This window comes from Streptomyces sp. NPDC111802 (genome assembly GCF_055634335.1).
Genome location: NZ_JBVKCZ010000051.1, coordinates 13,519 through 39,706, shown reverse-complemented (window position 1 = coordinate 39,706; position 26,188 = coordinate 13,519). Strand labels below are relative to the sequence as shown.

The 26,188-nt window shown below is 70.7% G+C and carries 21 protein-coding genes and 1 other RNA gene; 3 read left to right on the top strand and 19 right to left on the bottom strand.

Annotated elements, in window-relative coordinates; all coding sequences use genetic code 11:
* Positions 1–180: 180 nt before the first annotated feature.
* Positions 181–696 (top strand): anthrone oxygenase family protein, encoded by a 516-nt coding sequence (locus ACZ7NC_RS38075; protein WP_471495489.1) that lies wholly within the window; start codon positions 181–183, stop codon positions 694–696.
* A 3-nt stretch (positions 697–699) separates the two neighbouring features.
* Here ACZ7NC_RS38075 and ACZ7NC_RS38070 read toward each other — a convergent pair whose 3' ends face one another.
* From ACZ7NC_RS38070 to ACZ7NC_RS38040, 7 genes are all read right to left on the bottom strand, one after another.
* The gene (locus ACZ7NC_RS38070) at positions 700–1,851 is read right to left on the bottom strand and encodes a uroporphyrinogen-III synthase (protein WP_471495487.1); all 1,152 of its coding nucleotides are present in this window, start codon (positions 1,849–1,851) and stop codon (positions 700–702) included.
* Positions 1,852–2,007: 156 nt separating this feature from the next.
* Positions 2,008–3,390 (bottom strand): nitrate/nitrite transporter, encoded by a 1,383-nt coding sequence (locus ACZ7NC_RS38065; RefSeq protein WP_471495485.1) that lies wholly within the window; start codon positions 3,388–3,390, stop codon positions 2,008–2,010.
* A gap of 161 nt (positions 3,391–3,551) precedes the next feature.
* Positions 3,552–4,523 carry a hypothetical protein gene (locus tag ACZ7NC_RS38060; RefSeq protein WP_471495483.1) on the bottom strand — a complete coding sequence of 324 codons (972 nt, stop codon included), beginning with the start codon at positions 4,521–4,523 and terminating at the stop codon, positions 3,552–3,554.
* Positions 4,524–4,705: 182 nt separating this feature from the next.
* Positions 4,706–6,019, bottom strand: a complete 1,314-nt coding sequence (locus ACZ7NC_RS38055; protein ID WP_471495482.1) for an acyltransferase family protein — start codon at positions 6,017–6,019, stop codon at positions 4,706–4,708.
* The gene (locus ACZ7NC_RS38050) at positions 6,016–8,220 is read right to left on the bottom strand and encodes a polysaccharide deacetylase family protein (protein ID WP_471495480.1); all 2,205 of its coding nucleotides are present in this window, start codon (positions 8,218–8,220) and stop codon (positions 6,016–6,018) included. The genes ACZ7NC_RS38055 and ACZ7NC_RS38050 overlap by 4 nt, the downstream gene beginning before the upstream one ends.
* Positions 8,220–9,356, bottom strand: a complete 1,137-nt coding sequence (locus tag ACZ7NC_RS38045; RefSeq protein WP_471495478.1) for a DNA polymerase III subunit gamma/tau domain-containing protein — start codon at positions 9,354–9,356, stop codon at positions 8,220–8,222. The genes ACZ7NC_RS38050 and ACZ7NC_RS38045 overlap by 1 nt, the downstream gene beginning before the upstream one ends.
* Before the next feature lie 298 nt (positions 9,357–9,654).
* Complete coding sequence (locus ACZ7NC_RS38040) at positions 9,655–10,626, bottom strand: LysR family transcriptional regulator (protein ID WP_471495476.1); 972 nt, start codon at positions 10,624–10,626, stop codon at positions 9,655–9,657.
* Positions 10,627–10,709: 83 nt separating this feature from the next.
* On the opposite strand from ACZ7NC_RS38040, the gene ACZ7NC_RS38035 reads away from it, so the two are divergent.
* A complete protein-coding gene (locus ACZ7NC_RS38035) occupies positions 10,710–11,987 on the top strand; it encodes an MFS transporter (RefSeq protein WP_471495474.1) in 1,278 nt (425 codons plus the stop codon).
* On the opposite strand, the gene dacB is transcribed toward ACZ7NC_RS38035, so the two are convergent.
* From dacB to ftsE, 8 genes are all read right to left on the bottom strand, one after another.
* Positions 11,988–13,598 (bottom strand): D-alanyl-D-alanine carboxypeptidase/D-alanyl-D-alanine endopeptidase, encoded by a 1,611-nt coding sequence (dacB, locus tag ACZ7NC_RS38030; protein WP_471495472.1) that lies wholly within the window; start codon positions 13,596–13,598, stop codon positions 11,988–11,990.
* Positions 13,599–13,680: 82 nt separating this feature from the next.
* The gene (locus ACZ7NC_RS38025; RefSeq protein ID WP_471495470.1) at positions 13,681–14,664 is read right to left on the bottom strand and encodes an extracellular catalytic domain type 1 short-chain-length polyhydroxyalkanoate depolymerase; all 984 of its coding nucleotides are present in this window, start codon (positions 14,662–14,664) and stop codon (positions 13,681–13,683) included.
* A gap of 67 nt (positions 14,665–14,731) precedes the next feature.
* Complete coding sequence (locus ACZ7NC_RS38020) at positions 14,732–15,748, bottom strand: DUF4232 domain-containing protein (RefSeq protein ID WP_471495468.1); 1,017 nt, start codon at positions 15,746–15,748, stop codon at positions 14,732–14,734.
* Between the two features lie 177 nt (positions 15,749–15,925).
* Positions 15,926–16,294, bottom strand: a transfer-messenger RNA (tmRNA) gene (gene ssrA, locus ACZ7NC_RS38015).
* Between the two features lie 110 nt (positions 16,295–16,404).
* Positions 16,405–16,947, bottom strand: coding sequence for an SsrA-binding protein SmpB (gene smpB, locus ACZ7NC_RS38010; RefSeq protein WP_471495509.1), 543 nt, complete (start codon positions 16,945–16,947; stop codon positions 16,405–16,407).
* 58 nt (positions 16,948–17,005) lie between these two features.
* The gene (locus ACZ7NC_RS38005; RefSeq protein WP_471495466.1) at positions 17,006–18,172 is read right to left on the bottom strand and encodes a S41 family peptidase; all 1,167 of its coding nucleotides are present in this window, start codon (positions 18,170–18,172) and stop codon (positions 17,006–17,008) included.
* Positions 18,173–18,240: 68 nt separating this feature from the next.
* Positions 18,241–19,158: a permease-like cell division protein FtsX gene (gene ftsX / locus ACZ7NC_RS38000; protein ID WP_471495464.1), complete on the bottom strand. Its 918-nt coding sequence runs from the start codon at positions 19,156–19,158 to the stop codon at positions 18,241–18,243.
* Positions 19,159–19,194: 36 nt separating this feature from the next.
* Complete coding sequence (ftsE, locus tag ACZ7NC_RS37995; RefSeq protein ID WP_155054609.1) at positions 19,195–19,884, bottom strand: cell division ATP-binding protein FtsE; 690 nt, start codon at positions 19,882–19,884, stop codon at positions 19,195–19,197.
* Between the two features lie 255 nt (positions 19,885–20,139).
* On the opposite strand from ftsE, the gene ACZ7NC_RS37990 reads away from it, so the two are divergent.
* Complete coding sequence (locus ACZ7NC_RS37990) at positions 20,140–20,331, top strand: hypothetical protein (protein ID WP_031478234.1); 192 nt, start codon at positions 20,140–20,142, stop codon at positions 20,329–20,331.
* A 108-nt stretch (positions 20,332–20,439) separates the two neighbouring features.
* Here ACZ7NC_RS37990 and ACZ7NC_RS37985 read toward each other — a convergent pair whose 3' ends face one another.
* The 4 genes from ACZ7NC_RS37985 to ACZ7NC_RS37970 form a co-directional block, all read right to left on the bottom strand.
* Entirely contained in the window at positions 20,440–21,081 is a 642-nt protein-coding gene (locus tag ACZ7NC_RS37985; RefSeq protein WP_471495461.1) for a hypothetical protein, read from the bottom strand.
* A 302-nt stretch (positions 21,082–21,383) separates the two neighbouring features.
* The gene (prfB, locus tag ACZ7NC_RS37980; protein ID WP_471495459.1) at positions 21,384–22,490 is read right to left on the bottom strand and encodes a peptide chain release factor 2; all 1,107 of its coding nucleotides are present in this window, start codon (positions 22,488–22,490) and stop codon (positions 21,384–21,386) included.
* Between the two features lie 94 nt (positions 22,491–22,584).
* On the bottom strand, positions 22,585–23,826 hold the full coding sequence (locus ACZ7NC_RS37975) for a serine/threonine-protein kinase (RefSeq protein WP_471495457.1): 1,242 nt from the start codon (positions 23,824–23,826) through the stop codon (positions 22,585–22,587).
* 314 nt (positions 23,827–24,140) lie between these two features.
* Positions 24,141–25,823: a protein kinase domain-containing protein gene (locus ACZ7NC_RS37970; protein WP_471495455.1), complete on the bottom strand. Its 1,683-nt coding sequence runs from the start codon at positions 25,821–25,823 to the stop codon at positions 24,141–24,143.
* Positions 25,824–26,188: the final 365 nt, after the last annotated feature.

Below are 26,188 nucleotides of genomic sequence, written 5' to 3'. Positions count from 1 at the left end.
CCGGTCATGAGGGGCCGGTGAGATGCCGAGAGGAGAGCTGGGGAACCGTTCCCTCATACAGTGCCTGCCCGCCGACGGGGCCGGAACCCCTCGTACCGGCGGTCGGCGCTGGACGACCGCGTATGCGAGTGCGCGTGACGGCCATGTTCGGGGGGCCGCCGGGCCCGTTGACTGAGAGCCATGACACGACGAAGCAACGCACTCGCCGGAACCGTACTGGGCGCGGCCATGGTCGCGACGGGCCTGATCGCCGGGGCCTTCTACATCTTCGCCTGCGCCGTGATGCCGGCGCTGGCACGCGGCGAGGACCGGGTGTACGTCGAGGTCATGCGCGACATCAACGACGTGATCCAGAACCCGGTGTTCCTGGCGAGCTTCCTGGGCGCGCCGGCACTGACGGCCGTGTCGGCGTGGCAGCTGCGCCGGGAGCCGTACCGGTGGTGGGTGTGGGGAGCGCTGGTGGCGTACGGGTCGGCGTTCCTGGTCACGGTCGCCTTCAACATTCCGCTGAACGACGGGCTTGCGGGGGCCGGGGATCCGGCGGCGCTGCGGGAGGAGTTCGAGGATCCGTGGGTGGCGTGGAATGCGGTGCGGGCGGTGTTGTCGACGGTGGCGCTGGGGTGCCTGGGTGTGGCACTGGTGGGGTACGGCCGGTGTCAGCGCCGGTCGGTTTCAACCAGCCCGTCCGGCGCTTGAGGTTCACACGTCCGCGTACTTGGCGTCCGCCGCCGGATCCAACGCCAGCCGATACCCCCGCTTCACCACCGTCTGGATCAGCTTCGGCGCCCCAAGAGCCGTACGCAGCCGAGCCATCGCCGTCTCCACCGCGTGCTCGTCCCGCCCGGCCCCCGGCAGCGCCCGCAACAGATCGGCCCGCGCGACCACCCACCCCGGTCGCCGGGACAGCGCCCGCAGCAGGGACATCCCCGCGGGCGGCACGGGCCGCAGCACCCCGTCCACCAGGACCGCGTGCCCGCGGATCTCCACCCGATGACCGGCGATCGGCAACGAGCGCGCCCGCCCGGGGAGTTCCTGGCAGAGCAACTGGACCAACGGCCCGAGCCGATAGCGCTCGGGCTGGATCGTGTCGATGCCATGAGCCTGCAACGGCAGCGCGGTGACCGGCCCGACGCAGGTCGGAAGGACGTCGTGGGCGAAGGCCGCCAGCAGCTCCGTGCGCAGCCCGCGCTCCTCCGCCCTGGACAACAGGGACGCGGCCGCCGGAGCGCTGGTGAACGTCACGGCGTCCAGCCCCCGGGAGACCGCGGCGTCCAGCAGCCGGTCCACCGGCCCGATGTCCTCCGGCGGCAGCCACCGGTACACCGGCACCCCGAGCACCTCCGCTCCCCCGGCCCTGAGCGCCTCCACGAACCCGGGCAGCGGCTCACCGTGCAGCTGGATGGCGATACGACGCCCCTCGACGCCCTCCTCCAGCAGCCGGTCCAGCACCTCGGCCATGGACTCGCTGGACGGCGACCACTCCTCGGTCAGCCCGGCGGCCCGCACCGCGCCCTTGACCTTGGGCCCGCGAGCGAGCAGCTCGACCCCCCGCAGCCGCTCCAGCAGGTCCTCGCCGAGCCCCCATCCGTCGGCCGCCTCGATCCAGCCCCGGAAGCCGATCGCGGTCGTGGCGACCACGACGTCCGGCTTCCGCTGGATGATCTCCTTGGTCGCGGCGAGCAGCTCGCTGTCGTCGGCGAGCGGCACGATCCGCAGGGCAGCGGCATGCAGGACGGCGGCGCCGCGCCGCTGGAGCAGCGCCCCGAGCTCATCGGCGCGGCGCGCGGCTGTCACGCCCACGGTGAACCCGGCGAGGGGCCCGTGGTCGGGTTGCTGCTGTTCGTCGTACATAAACTCTCGTCCCGCACTCGAGTTGTGGTGCTTGCGTCGGTGGTCGTACCCGGGTGGCTATTCCGATGATGCTGCTGCTGCTCCCACCTGCATGCCGATCGAGCCTGTCAACGGTGCGTGACAGGCTCGGTTCGGCTTGATGTCGGCGGTGTTACGTCACACCTCGGCGTAGCTGAGCTGCGGCTTTGTCTCCGTCGCCGATGTGGCGTGGGTCTCGGAGGCGGCCGGGCGGCGAAGGTATACGGCCCAGGTGACCGCGAAGCAGAGACCGTAGAAGGCGAGGAAGGCGACGAAGGCGCCGGTGCCGGAGCCCACGCTGAGGAAGGACTGGCGGAAGGCGAGGTTGATGCCGAGCCCGCCGAGCGCGCCCACCGCGCCGATGAGCCCCATGGAGGCGCCGGAGAGCCGGCGGCCGTAGGCGGCAGCCTCGTCACCTTCGAGCCCCTTGGCGAGGGCCTTCGTGTGGAAGATGCCGGGGATCATCTTGAAGGTCGAGCCGTTGCCGACCCCGCTCAGTACGAACAGGGCGATGAACGCGGTGGTGAACAGCGGCAGCGACTTCTGCATGGAGGCCACGATGATGACGGCGGTCGCGGCGGCCATGGCGACGTAGTTCCACAGCGTGATCTTCGCGCCGCCGAACCGGTCGGCGAGCGCACCGCCGACGGGACGGATCAGGGAGCCGAGCAGCGGGCCGATGAAGGTGACGTAGGCGGCCTGGAGCGGCGTACGGCCGAACTGGGTCTGCAGCACCAGCCCGAACGCGAAGCTGTAGCCGATGAACGAACCGAAGGTGCCGATGTAGAGGAAGGACATGATCCAGGTGTGGGCCTCCTTCACGGCATCCTTGGCGGCGCCGGTGTCGTTCTTCACCGACGAGATGCTGTCCATCTTCAGCCACGCGAGGGCGGCGGCGATCACGATGAGCGGGATGTAGATCCCGAGGAGGAGGCGCGGGCCTCCGCTGGCACCGATGACCGCGAGACCGACGAGCTGCACGACGGGCACGCCGATGTTGCCGCCGCCGGCGTTGAGCCCCAGCGCCCAGCCCTTCTTGCGGAGCGGGAAGAAGGCGTTGATGTTGGTCATGCTGGAGGCGAAGTTCCCGCCGCCGACGCCGGCCAGCATCGCGCACACCAGGAAGGTGCCGAACGACGTCCCCGGCTCCATCACGACGAACGCGGCGACCGTCGGCACGAGCAGCAGACTCGCCGAGATGACGGTCCACATCCGGCCGCCGAAGATGGCGACGGCGAAGGTGTACGGCACGCGGACGATGGCGCCGACCAGCGTGGCCATCGAGACGATGGTGAACTTGTCGGCGGGGGTGAGCCCGTACTCCGGCCCCATGAAGAGCACCATCACGGACCACAGGGTCCAGATCGAGAACCCGATGTGCTCGGAGAGCACGGAGAAGAACAGATTCCGGCGAGCGGTCTTCTCCCCGGTCTCGTTCCAGAACGTCTCGTCCTCGGGGTCCCAGTGCTCGATCCAGCGGCCTCCCCGGCTCGCGACGGGGGCTGTACTAGGGGCTGTCATGACGCCTCCACGGTCTTCGGGCTCGGTCGCGCCACGTCTACGAGTGGCTGACCCCGAAGGTAGGGAGGGCGCGTTTCCACGCTGTGGCCCCGGGTGACCGGAAAGGAACTTTGCTCTCACCGGGCGGGGAGGGGGGATGAGAGGTTTGCCGGCCGTGGGCGTCAGTACTGCTGCGGGGGCTGCCAGTGGGGGTTCTGCTGGGGGTTCTGCTGCGGGTTCTGCTGAGGGTACGGCGGCTGGGGGGTCTGCTGCTGGGGGTAGGGCTGCGGCTGCGGGTGGCCGTACGGCTGCTGGGGGTGCTGGGGCTGCTGGGGCTGCTGGGGGGTGGCGTATGGGCCGGGGGCGGGCTGAGCGGGATAGGGAGTCGGTGGCTGCTGGCCGTAACCGGCGGGGGCGGGGGCCGGCGGCTGGTTGCCGTACGGGCCGGCCGGAGACTGCTGCCCGTACGGAACGGCCGGAGGCTGGTTGCCGTAGGGACCGGCCGAGGGCTGATGGCCGTACGGACCGGTGTTGCCGAACGGATTCCCATGCCCCGGCAGCTGCCCGCCCGGCGGCAGATACCGCACCCGCCCGCCCTGCTCCGTAACCGGCATGAACCCGGCGGCCTGGAGCCGGGCGGCGAACTTGGCGTTCCGCTTCCGCGTCACGACGAGCCCGATCCCGAGCAGGGCGATGAGCCCGGCCCACCCGAGGCCGGAGATGAGGATGGCGCCGCCTTCCCCACCGGTCTGGGCGACGGCGACCACGAACCCGAGGGTGATGCCCCCCGCCGCCCACCACATCTTCTTCTCGGCGTGCTTGCCGGTGAGGTCGAAGTTGATGCGAGCCTTGAGGAGCTCGTGCGCGTCGGGCACGAGGGGCGGTACGGAGACCCCGTCACCGGCGTTCGGATACTGCGCCCAGTTCTGCGCGGCGCGGGCGCGGGCCTGGGGGCTCGGGTCGGGCGCGATCAACATGACGAGCGCGTTGTTCCGCCCGCCGCTCTGCCGTACGTCCATGTACTCGTACCCGAACTGCTGGGCGATGAAGGCAAGCCTGGCGAGCTTCTTCACGGAGGCCATGGGACTGGTGAGCTCGACGGGCTCCCCACTCGCGATCAACCGCAGCATCTTCTGCACTTGCCGCTTGCTCACCAGTCACCCCGTTCCCACCGGCCCACCCCGGCGGCTCTGTTCACTTCCGCAACCCGGTCAGTGTTCCACGGGGGTCCGACAGCGGGTACGCCGGTCGGCCGTTGAGGACGAAGAGGCCGGCGGCTTCGTGCTGTACCGCCTCCTCGTCGTCCTCCTCGTCGTCCTCTCCGCCCTCTTCGCCCCTATTGCGCGCGGTGCCCGGCCCGGCCCGCCCTCCCCCGCTTGCTCTTCGTGCCGTTCGGCCAAAGCCGCGGGCTGCGCTTCGCCGCGATGTCCTCCACCCAGCCCACGGCCAGGATCGCCAGCCCGATCAGGGGCCAGACCAGGAAGAACATCCAGATCATGTACGTCGAGTCCAGTGCCGCCGTCGCGCGTTCGTCCTGCATGAAGGGCAGGTCGTAGAGCTGGTCGAGGATCGGGACCGTGGCCATGATCAGGAGGTTGTGCCAGAGGTAGATGGTGACCGCTCGGTTGTTGGAGAGGGTCACCAGCTTGTCCCACTTGGCGAGTCTGCCGGGCAGCTCCTGCCAGGACGGGGAGTACAGGAGCAGGATCACGACGAAGCCGAAGGACCAGGTCGCCTGGGCCAGCGGGATGTCGTTGAGGTCCCAGCCGTCCGGGCCGAGGTGGCCCGAGGCCCACCACAGTCCGAAGGCCATCACCAGCGTCGCGCAGGAGACGGCGACATAGCGCGGGACCTTCGCCAGAAGGCCCTCGTGGTGGGCGAAGCCCAGGACCCAGCAGCTGCCGTAGACGGCGAAGTCCGTGACGGCGTTGCCCGTTTCGCCGGGGATCGAGACAACTCCCGTGCCCACGATCGCCGTCAGGCCGAGCGGGGCGAGCAGCGTCGGCCAGGGTGCCCTGCGGAACGCCCACAGCAGCAGGGGGGACGCCACGACGAACCACAGGTAGGCCCGCAGGTACCACAGCACACCCGCCGCCTGCACCGCCCATGTGTCCTCCAGCAGGCCCGACTGGGAGCCGATGTGCCAGGGGAAGGGCGGTGCGCCGATCGGGACGATGTAGTTGATCAGGTCGACCAGGGCCCATGTGCCGCCGTGGTCCGGGTCCTTGATCGGGTTCCAGCCGCCCGCGAACATCAACGTCAGCACCACCGCGCTGAACACCCACAGGGGTGGGAGGAGGCGGCGGACACGCCCCCGGATCACACCCCACGCCGGGCGGTTCAGGGAGCGGGCCATCAGCGAGCCGGCCAGCGCGAACATCACGCCCATGGACGGGAACAGCACCGTCAGCCAGGCCCAGCCGAAGAGGTGGTAGACGACCACGCGGACCAGGGCCATCGAACGCAGCAGGTCCAGATAGCGGTCCCGGCCGGGCTTCCTGGGTGCCGGCGCGGGGGGTTCGGGAGCGGCGGGGGCCGGCTCCGGTTCCGTCGTGCGCTGCTGCGGTACGACGTACGGCGCCGATGGCCATACGGGCTCCGACGGCCCGGCCTCGGCGCCCGTGCCCGTCGGCTGGTATCCGTGCGTCATCCGACCGGCCTCCGATCACCGTCACGCGTGCCCGCCGTCCGCTGCCGCGGTACGGGCCCGCCGGGCGCCTCGACGACACCCGTGCGGCGCAGCTTCTGCCAGCGCAGGCGGCCGCCGGTGAGGGCGGTGATCCAGGACTGGAGCAGGACGACGTACATGAGCTGGCGGTAGAGGATCTGCTGGAGCGGGAGTGAGATGAGGTGGGTCATGCGTTCCTTGTCCAGGCGGAAGGCGTACGCGGCGCAGACCACCTGGATGGCCAGGACTCCGAGCCAGGCGCCGATGGTCTTCTGCGTCGGGCCGAAGATCAGGCCGTAGAGCAGGAACACGTCGATCAGCGGGGCCAGCAGCGGGGCCAGCACCATGAACAGCGACACCAGCGGCAGGCCGACCCTGCCGAAGCGGCCCGAGGGTCCCTTCTCCACCAGTGCCTTGCGGTGCTTCCAGATCGCCTGCATCGTGCCGTACGACCACCGGTAGCGCTGCGACCACAACTGCTGGACCGACTCCGGGGCCTCGGTCCAGGCCCGCGCGTTCTCGGCGTAGACGACGCGCCAGCCGTCGCGGTGCATCGCCATGGTGATGTCGGTGTCCTCGGCGAGCGTGTCGTCGCTCATGCCGCCGACCCGCTCCAGGGCCGACCTGCGGAACGCTCCCACGGCGCCCGGGATGGTCGGCATGCAGCGCAGCATGTCGTACATACGGCGGTCGAGGTTGAAGCCCATCACATACTCGATGTGCTGCCAGGCGCCGATGAGGGAGTCGCGGTTGCCGACCTTCGCGTTGCCGGCGACGGCGCCGACCCGCGGGTCGCCGAAGGGCTGGACCAGTTCGCGGACCGTCGCGGGTTCGAAGACGGTGTCGCCGTCCATCATCACGATCAGGTCGTAACGGGCGTTCGCCAGGCCGCGGTTGAGCGCCGCGGGCTTGCCCGCGTTGAGCTGGCGGACGACACGGACGTTCGGCAGGCCCATCGCCTCGACGATCCGGGCCGTGCCGTCGCTGGATCCGTCGTCGACGACGATGACCTCGATCGGGTGCTCGCTCGCCATCAGCGAACGGACGGTGTTCTCGATGCACTTGGCCTCGTTGTACGCCGGGACCAGCACCGACACCGGTTCGGTGACCGGCGCGCCCCAGCGGAAGCCGCGGCGCCGCACCCGGCGTGCGTGGATTGCCGACAGGAGCAGCATCAGCACGAAGCGGCTGATGACCAGGAAGCCGATCACCGCCAGGCCGACCACCAGGACGGCCGTGATGTTGTCCGACGCCTGGACCAGGAAGACCCAGGCCTTGCCCTTCCACCGCTCGAGTCCTGTGACCTCGGTGTGGGCGCTGGGGGCGCCGAGGGCCTCGGTGAGGTTGTTGAACTCGTAGCCCTTGGCCTGCAGGTCCGGCAGGAACCGGTCCAGCGCCTCGACGGTCTGGTGACGGTCGCCGCCGGAGTCGTGCATCAGGACGATCGCGCCCTTGCCGCCCTTGGGGGTGGCCCGGCGGATGATCTCGTCGACCCCGGGCTTGCGCCAGTCCTCGCTGTCGGTGTTGTTGACGACCGTGATGTAGCCGCGCTTGCCGATGTACTCGGTCACCGGCCAGGACTTGTCGTCCATGGCGTCGGCGAAGGAGGAGTACGGCGGCCGGAACAGGGACGTGCGGATGCCGGCCGCGCCGCTGATCGCCAGCTGGTTCTGGGACAGCTCCCAGTCGATGCGCTTCTTCGACTGGTAGGAGAGGTCGGGATGGTTGAAGGTGTGCAGGCCGACCTCGTGGCCCTCTGCGACCATGCGCCGGACCAGGTCCGGATAGCGCGAGGCCATGGTCCCGGTGACGAAGAAGACCGCGTGTGCGTCGTGCTTCTTGAGCATGTCCAGGACCTTCGGGGTCCAGGTCGGGTCCGGGCCGTCGTCGAAGGTGAGGACGAGTCGGTGGTCCTGCAGGCTCAGGCTCTCGGTGCGGCCGCTGCGGGTGTCGATGACCGGGCCGCCGCTCAGGATCTTCTCCGGCACCTGGTCGGAGGAGGCGGGCGGACGGACGCGGTGATCGGCCAGGATCTCGCTGTGCACATACCCCCGCAGCATCAACATCGCCATCAGCGCGACGAGAACGAGCGAGGGCAGCAACAGGCGCATGGGCACACGGCGGCGCCGGGAGCCGTCGGGGGCTCCGGTCGCGGGCCCGTGACGGCGGGTGCGGGATGCCATCAGAGGGAGTACTCCGGGGACGGGGCGGCGGGCGAGGAGACGGTGGAGTCCGGCTCCTGCGCGATGGGCGTGGGGTCGCTCGGGCCGTTCGCGACCGTCCCGGTTGCGGGTTCGTCGGTGGTCGCGGGATCGGTCGGCTCCAGGGTGGGGCCGCCGCCGTCCGTCGGGCTCGGGTCGGGGTCGGGGCCGGTGGTGGGCTCGGTGGTCGGATCGGGATCCGGGGTGGGGTTCGTCCCCTGGTTGCGGGTGGTCTTCGTCACGCTCGGCTTCGGTTCGGGCGAGGTGCCGGGGTTCTCGGCGCCGGCGGACGCGTCGGGCGCGCCGGCGTCGGCGTCCGGGGACGCGGTCGTACCGGTGCCGGCCGCTGTCGGCGAAGTGCCCGGGGAGACGCTGCCGGTGGCGGTCGGCTGCGGTGCCGACTCGGCGGGCAGCGGCGGGGTGTCGACCTTGCCGGCGGGCTGCTCCTTGGGGCTCTCGACGGGCAGCCAGGGCGCGTCGGAGTTGCCGGACAGCAGGGTGGCGACGATGACCACGGCGTAGACCGCGCAGGCGAGGCCGACGGCCATGCCGATACGGCGGAAACGGCGGCTGCGGCGGCCCGACTCGTCGACGAACACCGGCCCGTCGGAGCCGTCGCCGCCGCGCGGGCCGTCCTTGGCCGCGCGCATCATGCCGTCGAGCTGGAGGGCTATCCCGTCGAGTTGGACGGTGACCTCGTGCGGATCGTGGGTCGCGCCGGACCCGCCCGGTTGCGTGGAAGCCCGGGGCGCCTCGGCCTCGTCCGGCTCGCTCCAGGGGTCGCGGACAGCGGGGCCGCGACGCGTCTCGCCGGCCGTCGTGGTCCCTCCGTCGCCGCTCCGGGACGAGGGCCGGTCGAAGGCCGACCAGCCGTCGGCCGTCCCGCCGGGAGCGGGCCGGGGTATCTCCCCCGCGCCGCCGCGAGGCCGGCGTGTCTCCGCCGTCCCCCCGACCGACGGCAGGACAGCGGTCCGGTCGGCATCGGATGCCGGCGCGGACGCCCGCGGGCCGCCTCGCAGGATCTCAGTCTCATCGGCGCCCGAGGAGGCACGCCCGCCACCGTGGAGTATCTCCGTCTCCTTTGCTTCGGATCGGGAGCGTTGGCCCGGACTGGGCATGCCGACCACCTCGGTCTCCCCGGTCACCGGGAAGGCCTGGGTGTCAGCCCTCGAACCCCCCGTGGAAGAACCGCCGCCGGACCAGGACCCCGATGCAACCTCGGGCCACTCCGGTTGGGCGTCTTCTCGCCACTTCTTCACACGCACGCACATCCCCCCACGGGACCGTTCTGGGTGCGCGTACGACACTGAGCACCCGTCGCCGTACCGAGCCCCCACCCGGCCGAGCGCCCCCCTTTACCACAATGTGCTCAGGCCACGAATGTAGCGCACGCGGAGGTTTGGTGGTTGCCGCGTGTCAATTGTGAGCCTCCATAGTGGCGGAATCGATGGCCGGAATCCATCCCTCGGCGGGTCTGCGCAGCCACCCCTCCTCGGCCGAGAGTTCGGCCGCCGCCCGTCGAAGAGCGTCGAATCCGGGATGGACCAGCCCCTTTCGCCACACCAGCGACACAGGTGACAGCGGAACGGGATCGACGAGCGGACGCAGCACCGTCGACGGCATGGCCGGAAAACCCACCACGACGAGAATCGGGTTCCGCGTCTTGGCCATGATCCGCTGGAACTCCTCGTCACCGACGGCGAGCGGCGCGGGCGCGGCGAGCGCGATGCCCCGCCCCTCGAACAGCCGCCGTCCGAGGTCCGTCCACTCCGGCGTACGGGGGTTTCCGGCGCCGGCGTACACGGTCTCGCCGGCCAGCGCGGCGAGCGGCACCTGTGGCAATTCGGCCAGCGGATGATCCTCGGGCAGCAGGACCGCCATCGGCTCGTAGCGCACCGGCTGGTGGTCCAGGCCCGCCCGCAGTGCCGGGTCCAGTCCGGCGAACCGTCCGAAGGACACGTCCAGCCGCCCCGCGACCATCTCGCCGGCCGCGCCCGTCAGGCCGCTCTCGTAGCGGGCCATCAGCTCCTGGTCGGGGGCGAGCGCGCGGGCCCGGTGGAGCACCCTGCGACCGGTGACCAGGCCCGGGGAGTTGAGGTCCACCAGCAGCGGGCGCGCCTGGCCGAAGGCGGCGAGCAGGTCGTCCTGCGCCTGGAGGGCACGGCGGGCGTACGGCACCAGCCGCTCACCGTCGGCGCTCAGCGTGACCTGCCGGGTCGTGCGGACGAACAGCTCGGCACCCAACTCCCGCTCCAGCCGCCGTACGTCCCGGCTGAGCGCCTGCTGGGCGATGTACAGCCGGGCCGCGGCCCGCGTGAAGTGCAGCTCCTCGGCGACGGCGAGGAAGCCGCGCAGGAGGCGGGGGTCGAGGTGAGTGGGGGCGGGCATGCGGCGAACTTACAACGCGGGTGCGTGAATCCGTGCCGAGCAGGTGTTGGACCCGTTGATCGACTCACCGCGACGGTGGATCCATGCCGCAGCAGCCCACCAGAGGAACCCGCCTGTTCACCGTCACCGCCGACACCCTCGTCGCCGTCGACCTCGCCCCCCGCACACGACGCCGCCCGCCCGGCCCGTACCGCCGGCTCTTCGCCCGCCCCGGCACCCGCGCCTTCACCCTCGCGAACCTGGTCGCCCGCCTCCCCATGGGCATGTTCAGCGTGAGCGCGGTCGTGATGATCGCCGGGACGAGGGGGTCGTACGCCCTCGCCGGCGCCGTCACCGCGACCGGCCTCGCGGCGACCGCGCTGGTCGCCCCCTGGACCGCGCGGCTCGTCGACCGGTACGGCCAGGCCCGGGTCGCCGTACCCGCCACGCTCGTCGCGGCGCTGGGGAGCCTCGCGCTGCTGCTGTGCGTGCGCTACGACGCCCCGGCCTGGACCCTGTTCGCCGCGTACGCCGCCACCGCGACCACCCCCAACACCGGCGGCATGTCCCGCGCCCGCTGGGCCCACCTGCTCAAGGGCGACCCCGACGCCCTGCACACCGCCAACTCCTTCGAGCAGGCCGCCGACGAACTCTGCTTCATGCTGGGCCCGGTGCTCGCGGCCTTCCTGTGCGGGACGTTCTTCCCGGAGGCGGGCACGCTGGCCGGGGTGGTGCTCCTTGTGACGGGCGTCCTGGCCTTCGCGGCCCAGCGCTCGACCGAGCCGCCGCCTCGGGGCCGTACGACCGGCACGGCTGCCCGGTCACCGCTGCGCGCCCCTGGCATGGCCCCGTTGCTCACCGCCTCCCTCGCCCTGGGCGCCGTGTTCGGATCGACGGAGGTCGTCACCCTCGCGTTCGCCGACGCGACCGGCCATCGCACTGCGGCGGGTGCGGTACTCGCGCTGCAGGCGGCCGGCTCCTGTGCGGCGGGCCTGCTGTACGGCCGGATCGGGTTCGCCGGACCGGCCGAGGTCCGCTACCCGTGGTGCATGGCCGCGATGGCCGCGCTGCTCACGCTGCCCCTGCTCGCCGCGTCCCTCACCGGCTCGCTCCTCCTGCTGTCCACCGCCCTGCTGATCGCCGGCATGGCCACCGCCCCGACGATGATCACCAACATGACCCTGGTCCAGCAGCGCACTCCGGACGGCCGCCTCAACGAGGGCATGACCCTCGCGGTGACCGCGCTGCTCGGCGGCATCGCCTGCGGCAGCGCGGCCGGCGGATGGGCGGTGGAACACCTGACCACGACGGCCGGCTACGGCGTACCGGTCACGGCGGCGGCCCTGGCCCTGCTGATCGCACTCGGAGACAGGCGTGCGTGATCAGCAGATGTCCGGCTTACGCCAACTGCACTCCACATCCGCGTTCGTCCCGCCCCCACGCACCGACACCGACGCCGAACCCGCAGACTCCACGGTCGACTTGGCCAGCGTCACCACGATCGCGTCCTCCAACGGCTTCACCGACGAGGCCGGATAGTTGTTGAGGACGATGCCGTAGACGAGTTCACGTCCCCCGGCGTCCGTGACATACCCGGAAAGAGCCGAGGCCCCCGTCAACGACCCTGTCTTCGCACGGGCGTTGAGGGCGGCGGCCGTACCGCACATCCGCGAGCGCAACGTCCCCCCGACGAACCGGTCCGGGGCACAGGCGACCGGCAGGGAGCGGTACCAGTCGGCGTACCAGGGCTCGGCGCGTACGGCGAGGAGGAGCTGGACGAGCTGTCCGGCGGGGAAGTTGTCCATCCGCGAGAGCCCCGAGCCGTCGACCTGCCGCAGCTTGCCGGTGTCGACGCCGACGCCCTTGAGGTAGCCGCCGATCGCGGCGAGCCCGGCTTCCCAGCTCCCCTCCCCCGAGACCTTGTGGCCCATGGTCTTGGTGAGGATCTCGGCGTGCATGTTGTTGGAGAGCTTCATGAAGGGGATCAGCAGGTCCTTCAAAGCCATGGAGTCGTGCGAGGCCAACTGCCGCGCGGAAGCCGGAGTCCGGCGTCCCGTACGGGTCGGGCCGGCGACCTTCACCCCATGGTCCGCGAGCGCCTCCCGGAAGACGGCGGCGGCGTATCCGGTGGGCTCCCACACGGTGACCCACTCCTGGGTGCCGGCGCCGCCGACGGGTGTCGTACCGCTGACGACGATCGTGTTCGTGCCGTGCCCCCGCTCGACGGTGAGGTCGTTCGCCCCGCCGGCGGCGAGGGTGGTGGCCCGTACATCGATGTCGACGTAGCCGGTGTCGGGCGTCACGGTCACGACGGGCCGGTCCCCCGCCGACGCCCCCGGCCGCACCGTCACGATCACGGTCCCGGTGTCGTAGTCGGTGTCCGGCGCCACGCTCAGCGCGCTGATCTGCGCGGAGTAGTAGGAGGACTCGTCGTCGGCGGCCCAGGAGCGGCCGAGGCGTTGGTCGTCGAAGCGGGTGTCGTCGGCGATCAGCCGCCCCTCCACGCGCCTGGTCCCGGACGCGGCGAGGCGCACGGCGAGCCGGTCGTAGTCGTCGGCGAGCAGGGTCGGATCCCCGGTACCCCGCAGATACAGGTCACCGCGGAGCACCGAGCCGTACTGCCGCCCGGTGGCCAGCACATCGGTGCGGAACCGGTGGTCGGGGCCGAGGATCTCCATCGCCGCGGCCGAGGTGGCGAGCTTGGTGTTGGAGGCGGGCATCAGACGGGTCGACGGAAGGTGCTGGTACAGCAGCTCACCGGTACCGGCGTCCGCGATCACGACGCTCGCCACGCCGCCCTCCATCCGCGCGTCGCCCAGGATGGTGTCGACGGCCTCCGGCAGGCCGGTACGGTCCGAGTCCGCACCGGCCTGCGCGCCGGGGCCGAGGACAGCGGCGACGAGCGCCACCGCGACGGCCCAAATCCACAGTCTGCTACGGGAGTTGAGACATCTCCCGGAGTCGCTCAGGCGTCTGCTCAGGGGTCCGCTCATGCCTCAGCAGCATCCCGGATCGCGCCCCCGGGCGACAGACCGCCTCAGCGGCAGGGGATCGGTTCCGTCGGGAGAGGGCGCCTCAGCCCAACCCCCAGACCCGCCCCATCCGGTACGCGGCACACAGGTTCACGTCCAGGACATACGCCCCGGCGCTCCCGCACTGCTCGCCCCCGGTCCCCGGATCGACGGGCTGGCCGTGTCCCATGCCGGTGATGCTGTACGTCTCCACGACCGCGCGTCCGGTCGCGTCCCGGAAGACCTGATGCGGATACCCGGCGACGCTGTCGCTCACGTCGGCCGTCTGGTCGGTGCCGTGCACATCGGTCCACTGGCGCGTCAGGTCGGTCATGTTGACGGGCTTCACGGTGTAGTCGGCCGTGCCCTGGAAGGCGATCAGCGTGGGCCAAGGGCCGGTGTGGCCGGGCCGGGCGGCGCGTACCCGGTCGCCCCACTGCTTCGGGGTCTGCGTGGCCCCGACGTACATGCAGACGTACGGCGACCCGGCTGCCTGCGCGCACCCGTACGGCAGTCCGGCCACGATCCCGCCCGACGCGAACTTCTCCGGGTACGCCGCCATCATCACGGCGGTCATCCCGCCCCCGGCGGACAGCCCGGTGACATACACGTGCGACGCGTCCCCGGAGACGTCCGCGAGCTGCCGGTCCACCATCTGCGCGACGGACGCGGCCTCGCCCTGGCCGCGCGCGATGTCGCCGCTCTGGAACCAGTTGAAGCAGGACGAGGCGTTGTTGGCGGTCTGCTGCTGCGGCAGCACCACCGAGAAGCCCCAGCGGTCGGCGAGTTGGAGCCAACCGCTGCCGGTGCCGTAGCCGGAGGCGTTCTGGGTGCAGCCGTGCAGCGCGACGACCACGGGGCGGCCGACGGGCAGGCCGTCGGGGACGTAGCGGAACATGCGCAGGGCACCGGGGTTGGTCCCGAAGCCGGTGACCTCCTGGAGCGAGGCGGCCGTGGCGCGGCCCGGGGTGAGGAACGTGGCGATCAGGGCGACGAGGAGGGTCACGAGGAGCGCGATACGACGGTGTGCGGCTCTGGTCTGTGTCATGCGGAGGGACCGTAGAAGCGTGAACGACCCGCCGATATGGGGTGGGACACCACAACGGGCATGGCCGTCATGGGGACGGGTCGAGTGGGCGGGTGGCGGCGGGGGCCGTCTCGTCCTTCTTCCACGGCCCGACGCCGATCCTTCCCGTCGTCCCCAGGTCGAGTTCCGGTACGACCGTCACGGGATCGGCTCCGGGCTTGGCCCGTACGCGAACGTACGGCGCGTTCACCGGTTCGCCGAACTGCGTGGTGTTGCGCCAGGCCAGCCCGGCGACCGCGGCCTCACCCGGACCCAGCACGACGGGTTGCGGGCTGCCGCCCCCGCCGGTGCCGGTACTGATCTTGTCGGTCCCCTGGAGGATCCGCACCCCCGCCACGATGTCGTGGTCCTCGTCCTGGATTTCGAGCTTCGGACAGCCGTTGACGCGGTAGGGCTCGGTACCGCAGTTGACGAGGTGCAGGCCGACCACGCGCAGCCCCATGGCGGCGTCCCCCTGGTCGGCGTAGAGACGCACGCCGGACTTCGGGCACGGTCCCGAAGCGGACGAGGCCTCGTCGGCGGGAACGCCGCGCACCTTGACCACCTCCACGCCCGTCACCTCGGGTGCCGTCGTGACGGTCCCCGCCATGACGGCGGTGCCCTTGACGGTCCGTCCCGGCCCGACCGCCTCGACGGTCCGTTCCACGTGGTCGACCGAGCCTCCGGTCGCCGAGAGGAACCCGATGGTCACGGTGTAAGTGAACGGCTCCGTCTCCTGGTTGGTGACCTCGAACTCCGCGCTGTAGTCGACGCCCGCACAGCCGCTCTCCGGCCCCCAGGCGTACAGCGCGGTGACCTTCACGCCGTCCTCGGCGACTCGGCCGGCAGAGGGCACGGGCAGCGGGCTCGGCCTGCCGGAGGGGGCGACGTACGGTTCGGCGGACGGCGTACCGCCGTACCGCGAGACGTCCGACGGGCACAGTTTGTCGGCCCTGACCCGAACGTCACCGTCGTCGCCGCCCGGCGAGGCGCTCTGGGAACCACACGCGGCCAACAGCAGGGCACCGGCCAGAACGGCGGGGGTGGTGCGGGAGACGGAAGGCATCCGCCCACCTCACCAAGGGCCGACCGCACAGGCTGTGGCGGAACCCACACCTCCGGTCACAGCGGTGTCACAGATCACTCTGCAACACCCCCGTCCGCCGGCATGGCAAAGGCCCCACCGCCCGAAAGCGGTGGGGCCTTTGCCCACATGGGTGAAGGAGGTCCGGAAACCTCCCGATCGTGGAGATGGCGGGAATCGAACCCGCGTCCAACGGTGCAGAATCAGGGCTTCTCCGTGTGCAGTTCGCTGTGATTTTCTCGGCCCCGGCGATCACGCGAACAAGTCGCCGACGGGCCCAGTCACTGTTTGGTTTCCCTCTTCACCCCGTGACCGGGATCAAGGTTTAGTTCCCTAGCTGATGCCAGGATCCGGGTCGGGAACAGCCCCGGGCTGACACTTCGCAAGTCGCTACTTAGGCAGCGAGGGCGAAGGAATCGCGCTTGGTGTTGGCGATTATTTTTTGCGACATATGGTTTACGAGATCATTGCCGCTTCCTCGACACGCTTCCCCTGCTTCAACAGCCGCTGTCGAAACCGATCATCCCCATGTTGATTTTTCAATGCCCCCGGAGTCCGGAGGGACGTGCGCACCCTCTGTGAGGTGCGGTGCCATCGTACGTGACCAACGCACGCCGATGCCACTGTATTCCCGCCCGTCAGGCGCCCCGCTGCCGCCGCTTCGCCGCCGCGATCGCCCGGTCCGACTCCCGCCGGTCCTGCTTCTCCCGCAGGGTCTGGCGCTTGTCGTACTCCTTCTTGCCTCGCGCCAGAGCGATCTCGGCCTTCGCCCGGCCGTCCTTGAAGTACAGGGCGAGGGGCACGATGGTGTGACCCGTCTCCTGGGACTTGGCCTCCAGCTTGTCGATCTCCTCGCGGTGCAGGAGCAGCTTGCGCTTGCGGCGCGCGGAGTGGTTGGTCCAGCTGCCCTGGTGATACTCCGGGATGTGGGCGTTGTGCAGCCACGCCTCGCCCCGGTCGATCTGGACGAAGCCGTCGGTCAGCGACGTCCGGCCCTCACGCAGCGACTTGACCTCGGTGCCCATGAGCACCAGGCCCGCCTCGAACGTGTCGATGATCGCGTAGTCGTGCCGGGCCTTCTTGTTCTGGGCGACGATCTTGCGCTTGCCGCCCTTCTCGCCGTCCCTGGCCTTCGCGGCGGTGCCGCCCTGCTTGGGCTGGGACTCCTTGGGTACGTACATTCCCTTGCTCATAGTGCCGTCCATTTTCGCACTAGGAAGGGGGTGCGCGGAAAGCCGTTTACGACTCGCCGAGTCCGCTGAGGACCGTCTCGGCCCGTTCCAGGACGCCCCGGTCGGCATCCAGGTCGGGTGTGATGCCCCGGCCGTCGACGGCACGTCCGGAGGGGGTGCGGTAGTGGCCGACGGTCAGCTCGGCGACGGAGCCGTCGGGCAGCCGGCTGGGCATCTGGACCGAGCCCTTGCCGAAGGTGCGGGTGCCTACGACGACCGCGCGGCCCCGGTCCTGGAGGGCGCCGGTGAGCAGCTCGGCGGCGCTCATGGTGCCGCCGTCGACGACCGCGACGAGGGGTCTGCCGGTGTCGCCGCCGGTCTCGGCGTGCAGGGCGCGCTGGTCGCCGTCGACGTCGTAGGTGGCGACGAGGCCGCCGTCGAGGAAGGCGGAGGCGGCGGTGACGGCCTCGGTGACCAGGCCGCCGGAGTTGCCCCGCAGGTCGAGGACGATGCCGGTGGCGGCCGGGGCCCGGCGTACGGCGTCGCGGACCTCGTCGCCGGCGCCCTTGGTGAAGGAGGCGATCCGGATGACGGTGATGCCGCCGGCGAGTTCTCGAACGGTGACCGGGTCGATGGACAGCTGGGCCCGCCGCAGCGTGAGGTCCCACGCGCGTGTGCCGCGCTCCAGCCCGAGCTTCACTGCCGTACCGGCGGGCGCGTCGGTGGCGTCGCCCCGCAGTAACGAGACGACCTCGGTGACCGGGCGCCCGTCGACCTTGGCACCGTCGACGCTGCGCAGCCGGTCGCCCGCGCGGATCCCGGCGGTGGCGGCGGGCGAGCCCGTACGGACCTGCGTCACCTCGATACGGCCGTCCCGCTCGCGCCGCGCCCAGAGTCCGACGCCGGTGTACTCGCCGTCCAGGGCCTGCTCGAACTCCTCGTACTCGCCCTGGGAGTAGACGGCGCCCCAGCGGTCCCCGCTGCGGCTGACCGCCCGTTCGGCGGCCTCCATGGGGGACTCACCGGCGGCCATCGCCTCGGCGGCCGCCTCGGCGACGTCCTCCGGGCGGCCCGCGGGGGCGGCCGAACCGGCCGTACCGGCCGGGGATTTCCGGTCAGGGCCGGGAAACGAGCCGGTGGCGGCACCGGCGACCAGCACGCTCGCGAAGACCAATGTCAGGGCGGCCCCGCGGCCGAAGCGGCGGGGCTGACAGAACAGGTCACGACCTGACATGCCGGTGAGTCTAGGACAACGTGAAGGGGCCGTACGGTCCGTTGCCCGTACGGCCCCCTTGGCGTTGGTCACACCTTCAGATACTTGCGCAGAGCGAAGAACGCCGCCAATGCCGGCATCAGCAGGCTCGTCGCGAGGATGAGCGGGAGCTTGGTCAACACCGCGTCCCAGCCGATGAAGTTGATCAGATTCAGCTTCTCGGACAGGGCCAGGCCGTGGTCGATGATGAAGTACCGGGCGACCACCAGGAAGCCGCACGCGACCGTGCCGCCGATGAGCCCGGCGACCGCGGCCTCCATGATGAACGGCGCCTGGATGTAGAAGCCCGAGGCGCCGACCAGCCGCATGATGCCGGTCTCACGCCGCCGGCTGAACGCGGAGACCCGCACGGTGTTGACGATCAGCATCAGCGCGACGACGAGCATCAGCGCCATCACCGCCCGCGCGGCCCAGTTCATGCCGTTCAGCAGCCCGAAGAGGTTGTCCAGGATGCCCTTCTGGTCCTGCACGGACTGCACGCCGTCACGCCCGTCGAAGGCGGTCGCGATGACCTCGTACTTCTCCGGGTCCTTCAGCTTGATGCGGTACGACTCCTGCATCTGGTCCGGGGTGAGCGAGGCGGCCAGCGGTGAGTCGCCGAACTGGTCCTTGTAGTGCTTGTACGCCTGGTCCTGCGACTCGTACGTCACCTTGTCGACGACCGTCATCTTGTCCAGGTCGGCGAGGATCTGCTTCTTCTGGTCCTCGGTGACCGCGCCCTTGGCGCAGTTGGGGTCGGACTCGGCGTCGCTCTTGTTGCAGAGGAAGACGGAGACGTTGACCTTGTCGTACCAGTAGCCCTTCATGGTGTTGACCTGGTCGCTCATCAGGAGCGACCCGCCGAACAGGGCGAGCGACAGGGCGACGGAGACGATGACGGCGAACGTCATCGTCAGATTGCGGCGGAGACCGACACCGATCTCGGACAGTACGAACTGGGCGCGCATGGCGTCTCTTTCAGGCCTTTCCGTGGACGGACCGGGTCAGTGCTGGTAGCCGTAGACGCCGCGTGCCTGGTCGCGGACGAGGCGGCCCTTCTCCAGCTCGATGACGCGCTTGCGCATCTGGTCCACGATGTTCTGATCGTGCGTGGCCATCACGACCGTCGTACCCGTCCGGTTGATCCGGTCGAGCAGCTTCATGATGCCGACGGAGGTCTGCGGGTCGAGGTTGCCGGTGGGCTCGTCCGCGATGAGCAGCTTGGGCCGGTTGACGAACGCGCGCGCGATCGCCACGCGCTGCTGCTCACCACCGGAGAGCTCACCGGGCATCCGGTCCTCCTTGCCGCCGAGTCCGACGAGGTCGAGCACCTGCGGCACGGACTTGCGGATCTCGCCGCGCGACTTGCCGATGACCTCCTGCGCGAAGGCCACGTTCTCGGCGACCGTCTTGTTCGGCAGCAGCCGGAAGTCCTGGAACACCGTCCCCAGCTGGCGGCGCATCTGCGGCACCTTCCAGTTGGAGAGGCGCGCGAGGTCCTTGCCCAGGATGTGCACCTGTCCATGGCTGCACCGCTCCTCGCGGAGGATCAGCCGCAGGAAGGTGGACTTTCCGGAGCCGGAGGACCCCACGAGGAACACGAACTCGCCCTTCTCCACTTCCAGGGATACATCCCTGAGTGCGGGGCGGGTCTGCTTGGGGTAGACCTTGGAGACATTGTCGAATCGGATCACGGATGCACCACGGGTCGCCGGGGGTAGATGAGCGTGACCATACGCGAATCGGGGGTGGGGGCGCAGTCGCCAGAAGGGGTTGCGTAGGGGTTGTGCGTTTTTGTGCCGGTCAGGTGACGCCCCAGGGCGCGGGGCCGGTCTCCCCGCTGAGAGTGACCACGGCGCACCTTCCGGAGGAACCTGGCATGGTGGAGGGGGAACGTTCTCGGGGCCGAACCCGTTGAACCCCATAGGGACTCGCTAGGAGGGTGGCGCATGACGTACGACCGGCTGGTGTGCGCGAACTGTGCCGCACCCGTGAGTGAGGGCCGCTGCCCCGTGTGCCGGGCGAACCGCGAGCGGCTGCAGCAGGAGAACCCGCTCGCGGGTCTGAACCCGATGACGCTGATCGCCCTGCTGGCGGTGCTGATCGCCGCGGTGGCGCTGCTGGCGCACCAGACGGCGTAGGGCGCCACAGACCCCGTACCCGGACATGACGAGGGGCCCGGAGCGGAACACGCTCCGGGCCCCTCGTCCGTACGACATCAGTCACACGGTGTAGGCGAATCGCTGCCGTCAGGCAGCGGCACCGCCGCGGCCGCCCACGAGGCGCGGCAGGATGCGGAAGCCGATACCGCCGGCGATCATCGTGGCGGCGCCGACCAGCAGGAAGGTGGTCTGCGCGGCACCCGTCTCGGCGAGCTCGTCACCGCCGCCCTGGGCCGAGGTGCTGGCGCCCGTGCCGGTGCCGGTGCTGTCGGTGCCGGTGTCGGTCAGGGAGGAGGAACCCTCCTCCTGGGTGGAGGTTCCGCCGTCGGGATCGGTGTTGTTGTTACCGCCGCCGTTCCCGTTGCCGTTCCCATTGCCGTTGCCGTTGCCGTTCCCATTGCCGTTCCCGGTACCCGGGTCGGTGGGGTCGGTCGTCGGGTCCTCGGTGGGCTCCTCCGGCTCGGTCGGCTCGACCGTCGGGTCCGTCGGGTCCGTCGGGATCGTGGGCACGTCGGTCGGGATGCCCGGGTCCGTCGGAAGGTCCGTCGGAGGGTCGGTGGGAACCGGCGGCTCGGTCGGGTCCTCGTCCGCGCACAGCAGGCCGAGCAGGCAGCCGTCGTCCGGCCCCTCCGCGGCGGAAGCGGCACCCGCAGCGGTCAGCGAGGCACCGGCCGCGATAACGGCACCGGCCGCGAGGCGCGCGATACGGATCCGCGTCTTCTTCGTCATCTGGTTGCTACCCCCAGTAGCTGAATCGTCAGTGAGGCAGCACTCCAGGGCCGGCCGTGATCGACGGAGGTAGCAGAACTTGAGCCCCCCGGTTCACATGCGCCCCAGAGATACGCATGCCACGCTTTACCCTTCCCATTTTTCAAGGCAGCGTCAAGGCCGTTGCGCGTGCGATGTCCAATTACGGGTTCTTTGCCAGGGGTTGGAAGCTGTGAGTGTGATGTAAAACCCAGACATGCGCGCACAGAAAAGGCAACTGCCGCCGAGATGGCGGCAGTTGCCTTGTCGACAAAGTAACTCCGTTACTTCTCCTGCTGCTTGCGCCAGCGAATTCCGGCCTCCAGGAAACCCTCGATCTCACCGTTGAACACGGCCTCGGGGTTACCGACCTCGAAGTCGGTGCGCAGGTCCTTGACCATCTGGTACGGGTGCAGCACGTACGACCGCATCTGGTTGCCCCAGGAATTGCCGCCGTCGCCCTTCAGCGCGTCCATCTTGGCCTGCTCCTCCTGACGGCGCCGCTCGAGCAGCTTGGCCTGGAGGACGTTCATCGCGGTGGCCTTGTTCTGGATCTGCGACCGCTCGTTCTGGCAGGAGACGACGATGCCGGTGGGGATGTGGGTGAGGCGCACCGCGGAGTCGGTGGTGTTCACGCCCTGGCCGCCGGGCCCGGACGACCGGTACACATCCACCCGCAGCTCGGACTCGTCGATCTCGATGTGGTCGGTCTGCTCGACCACGGGAAGCACCTCGACGCCCGCGAAGGAGGTCTGCCTGCGGCCCTGGTTGTCGAAGGGCGAGATCCGAACGAGCCGGTGCGTGCCCTGCTCGACCGAGAGGGTGCCGTAGGCGTACGGCACCTGTACGGCGAAGGTGGTCGACTTGATGCCGGCCTCTTCGGCGTACGACGTCTCGTAGATCTCGGTCTTGTAGCCCTTCTGCTCCGCCCAGCGCAGGTACATCCGCTGGAGCTTCTCGGCGAAGTCGGCGGCGTCGACGCCGCCCGCCTCGGCACGGATGTTGACGAGCGCCTCCCGGGAGTCGTACTCGCCGCTGAGGAGCGTCCGCACCTCCATCTCGTCCAGTGCCTTGCGGACGGCGGTGAGCTCGGACTCGGCCTCGGCACGGGTGTCCGGGTCGTCCTCCTCCTCGGCCATCTCGAACAGCACGGCGAGATCGTCGATCCGGCCACGCAGGGCTTCGGCCTTCCGCACCTCGGCCTGGAGGTGGGACAGCTTGCTGGTGATCTTCTGCGCCTCGTCCGGGTTGTCCCACAGGGACGGCGCGGCTGCCTGCTCCTCGAGCACGGCGATGTCTGCCCTCAGCTTGTCGAGGTCCAGAACGGCCTCGATCGACTCCATGGTCGAGGAGAGGGACTTGAGCTCTTCGGATACATCGACGACTGCCACGCCTCCAGCCTAACGGCTCCGCCAAGCGCCGAGGTCCGGGTGACCGTGGCCGCCGGGGTGACCGAGCCCACCAGGGGGTTTGCCGCGCAGTGCCTTACGGCGTCGCCGGTGCCGAGTTGTTCGTGTCCTGGGGCGTCGCCCCGGCGTCGTCCTCCGACGTCGCCAGCCACGCACCCACCCCCGCCGCGGCCACCAGCGCCACCGCCGCCGCCCCCAGCGCCACCCTGCGTCGCCGGGTCGCCGCCCGATGCCGCGCCGACCCCGGCCGAGGCGCCCCCGCCGGCCGCGGCACCCGAGCCGTACCGCGCGCCCCGCCGGCCAGCTCATCGGGCCCCGGCACCCTCATCGACGTATGCGTGTCCCGGTTGGAGTCGGCGGGCTTGGCCCCCGGTACCAGCGGCACCGCTCCCCGCCGCCGCTCTCGCTCCCCCGCCGGCGCCGCTTCCTCCGCCGCCGGAGCCTCGTCCTCCGCCGGCTCCGAGTCCGGCTCGTCCACGTCCAGCGGCGGCATCCCGGCGACCAACGGCAGCAGCTCCCGCAACCGCGCCCCGAGCTCCGACGCCCGCAGCCGCGAGGCCGGCGCCTTCGCCAGACACTGCACGATCAGCTGCCACAGCTCGTCGGGGATGCCCGGCAGCGGCGCCACCGTCTCGGTGACATGGCGGCGCAGCACCGCGCCGGGGTGGCCGCCGCCGAAGGGGGTGAAGCCCGCCAGCAGCTCGTACAGGACCGTCGCCAGGGCGTAGATGTCGACCGCGGCCCGCGGCGGCAGGCCCTCCACGATCTCCGGCGCCAGGTAGTCCGGCGTACCGATGATCTTCGTCGCGCGCGTACGGCGTGGTGAGTCGATGAGTTTCGCCACACCGAAGTCCGTCAGCAGCGCCGGGTGGGAGCCGCCAGGACCGAGCGGGCCCTGCATGTCCAGCAGGACGTTCTCCGGCTTCACGTCCCGGTGCACGACCCCGGCCGCGTGCGCCGCCGCCAGCCCGTCCGCGATGTCCGCGACGATGGCCACCGCCGCCTCCGGCGCGAGCCGCCGGTCGCGGTCGAGCCGGGTGCGCAGGTCCGTGCCACGGACCAGGTCCATGACGAGCGCGAGGTCGTTGCCGTCGACGACCAGGTCGCGTACGGAGACCACGTTCGGGTGCTCCAGGCCGAGCAGCGCCGTGCGCTCCTGCACGAAACGTCCGACGAGCTCCTGGTCGGACGCGAGATCCTCGCGCAGCAGCTTGATGGCGACGGGTCCGTCGGGCCCCTCGCCCAGCCACACCGTGCCGGCGCTGCCCCGCCCCAGAATCTGGTTGGCGGTGTACCGGCTGCCGATCTTCCGTGCCAAGACTGCTCCTACCGACGCGTTGTGTCGCTAAAACTACGCGCCCGAAGAGCCAACCTTCACTGCGGAGGCGGAAATCACCCGCCAGGTGTCGACAAATAACCAAACCAGCCGACGCCCGCGCGGCCTAGGTCTGTCGTTTGGATCAGGTCGGCTGAGAGAGACTGCGCCTCTCAACCCACCCGAGCGGGGTCTGGTGCGTGCAGCTGCAAGGCGGAGGAGGGCGGCGACGCGGAGCGTCGACAACCGACGACAACGCGGCAGATGCGCGTGCCAGACACCGCGACGCCGGCATGATCCAAACGACAGGCCCTAGGTCAGTTGGTGCCCGAGCCCCCGCCCGAGCTTCCGCCGAGGTCCCCGATCCACCCGGTCACGGTGTTGAACCAGTCGCTGAGCTGGTCCCAGTAGCCCTTGCCCGTGCCGATCCACTCCTGCAGCGGGCTCAGCTCCCAGACCAGCCAGCCCGCGACGAAGAGGATGACGATCGTGAAGAGGCATCCCTTGAGGCAGCCGAGCCCGGGGATCCGCATCGGGTTGGCGCTGCGCTGACGCGGCTGACGCGGCTCGCGCTGCGGACGCTGCGGCTCCGGCGCGGGCGGCGGGGCGTACCGCTGCGGCTGCTGCTGCGGCTGGCGCGGCGGGGCGTACGGCTGCGGCTGGTGCTGCTGCGGATGGCCGTAACCCTGCGGCGGCCGGCCCTGCGGCGGTCGCTGCTGGGGCTGCTGCTGCGGTCGGGCCACCTGGCGCTGCGGGCGGCGGCGCAGCGGGTCCTGGCTGGGGTCGAGGTACTGGACCTGCGTCTGCTCGTTGCGGTCCCGTGCGGCCCGCAGCTGGTTCTGCCAGGGGTGCGGGTCCTCGGGGCCGGGCTGACCGGGCTGTCCCGGCGGCACCGGGGGCATCACGGCCGTCGGGTCGGCGGCGCCGCGCCCGCCCGGACCGCCCGTGTTGGGCAGTACGGCCGTGGGGTCCGCGGCGCCGGGGGCGCCGGTGTGCGGCAGGAAGCTGGTCGCGGCGTTCGGGTCGAACGAGCCCGCGCCGTGCGGCAGCACCTGGGTCGGGTCGGCCGAGCCCGGCACGGTGGCCGGCGCGGGGTCCGGGGCGAGCAGCGCGGCTACGCCCTCGGCCGCGGCGATCTGCGCGGAGTTCGCGTGCACGCCGATGCCCTCGGCGACGACGCGCAGGCCGCGGGCGAGGTTCTCGGCGCTGGGCCGTTCGTCGGGGTTCTTGCGCAGACAGCGTTCTATGACCGTCCACAGCGTGTCGGGGACCGTGGACGGGCGGCGCGGCTCGGCGCTCAGGTGCTGGTGCAGGACCTCCAGGGCGGAGCCGCCGCCGAACGGCGGGCGTCCGGTGACCAGCTCGTAGAGGAGGATGCCGGCGCCGTAGATGTCGACGGCGGAGGTCTGCGGGCGGCCCTCGGCGGACTCGGGGGCGACATACGCGGGCGTGCCGACGAACTCGTGGGTGCGGGTCAGGCCCGGGGAGTCGGCGAGGCGGGCGATGCCGAAGTCGGTCAGCAGCGGGTGCATCTGGCCGCCGTTCTGCTGGAGCAGGACGTTGGCGGGCTTGAGGTCGCGGTGGACGACGCCGTCGGCGTGGCTGGCGGCCAGCGCGTCGGCGATCTGCGCGGTGAGCAGGGCGGCGGCGACCGGGCTGAAGGGGCCGTTCTCGCGCAGGTAGCGGTGCAGGTCGGGGCCCTCGACGAGATCCATGACCAGGGCCAGCAGCTCACCCTCGACGACCAGGTCACGGACCCGGACGATGTTCGGGTGGGTCAGGCGCAGCAGGACCGACCGCTCCCGCAGGAACCGCATGACGATGTCCGCGTCGCTGGCGAGCTCCTCCTTGAGGACCTTGATCGCGACGGTCTCGCCGGGCTGCCCCGGCACGGCCGCCTCGGCACCCGCGGTCTCCCGCTGGCGCGCCCGCCAGACGGTCCCCGTGGCGCCGCGACCCAGCGGCTCCTCGAGGAAGTACTTGCTGCCTACCGGCCGCACGTCGCGCTCCCTGCTGCTTGCCTACGTTCCGACCCACTGTAGTGCCGTGCCCCCGGGCACCGGCCTGTCCTCATTCTGTGCGTCTTACGTACGGCTTCCCGTACATGTTCGAAGGAAAGACGCTCGGCTCGGTCTCGTGGTTGCCGCAGGCGGACGTGACCGATCTCAAGCGGTCGCCGGTAGGTCAACTGTCAGGCACTTTTGCGGGCAGAGCCGACCAATCAAGATCACTTGCCTTCGGGCGGGGGGCGCGTTGTCAGTGCCAGGTGCGAGGATGCGTGGAGTACTGGCCGATGTGCTCGTGTGGGGTGGGGAGATCCATCAGACGGGCCCTGGTCCGCGCCCGCGCAGAAGGGACCGCTGAC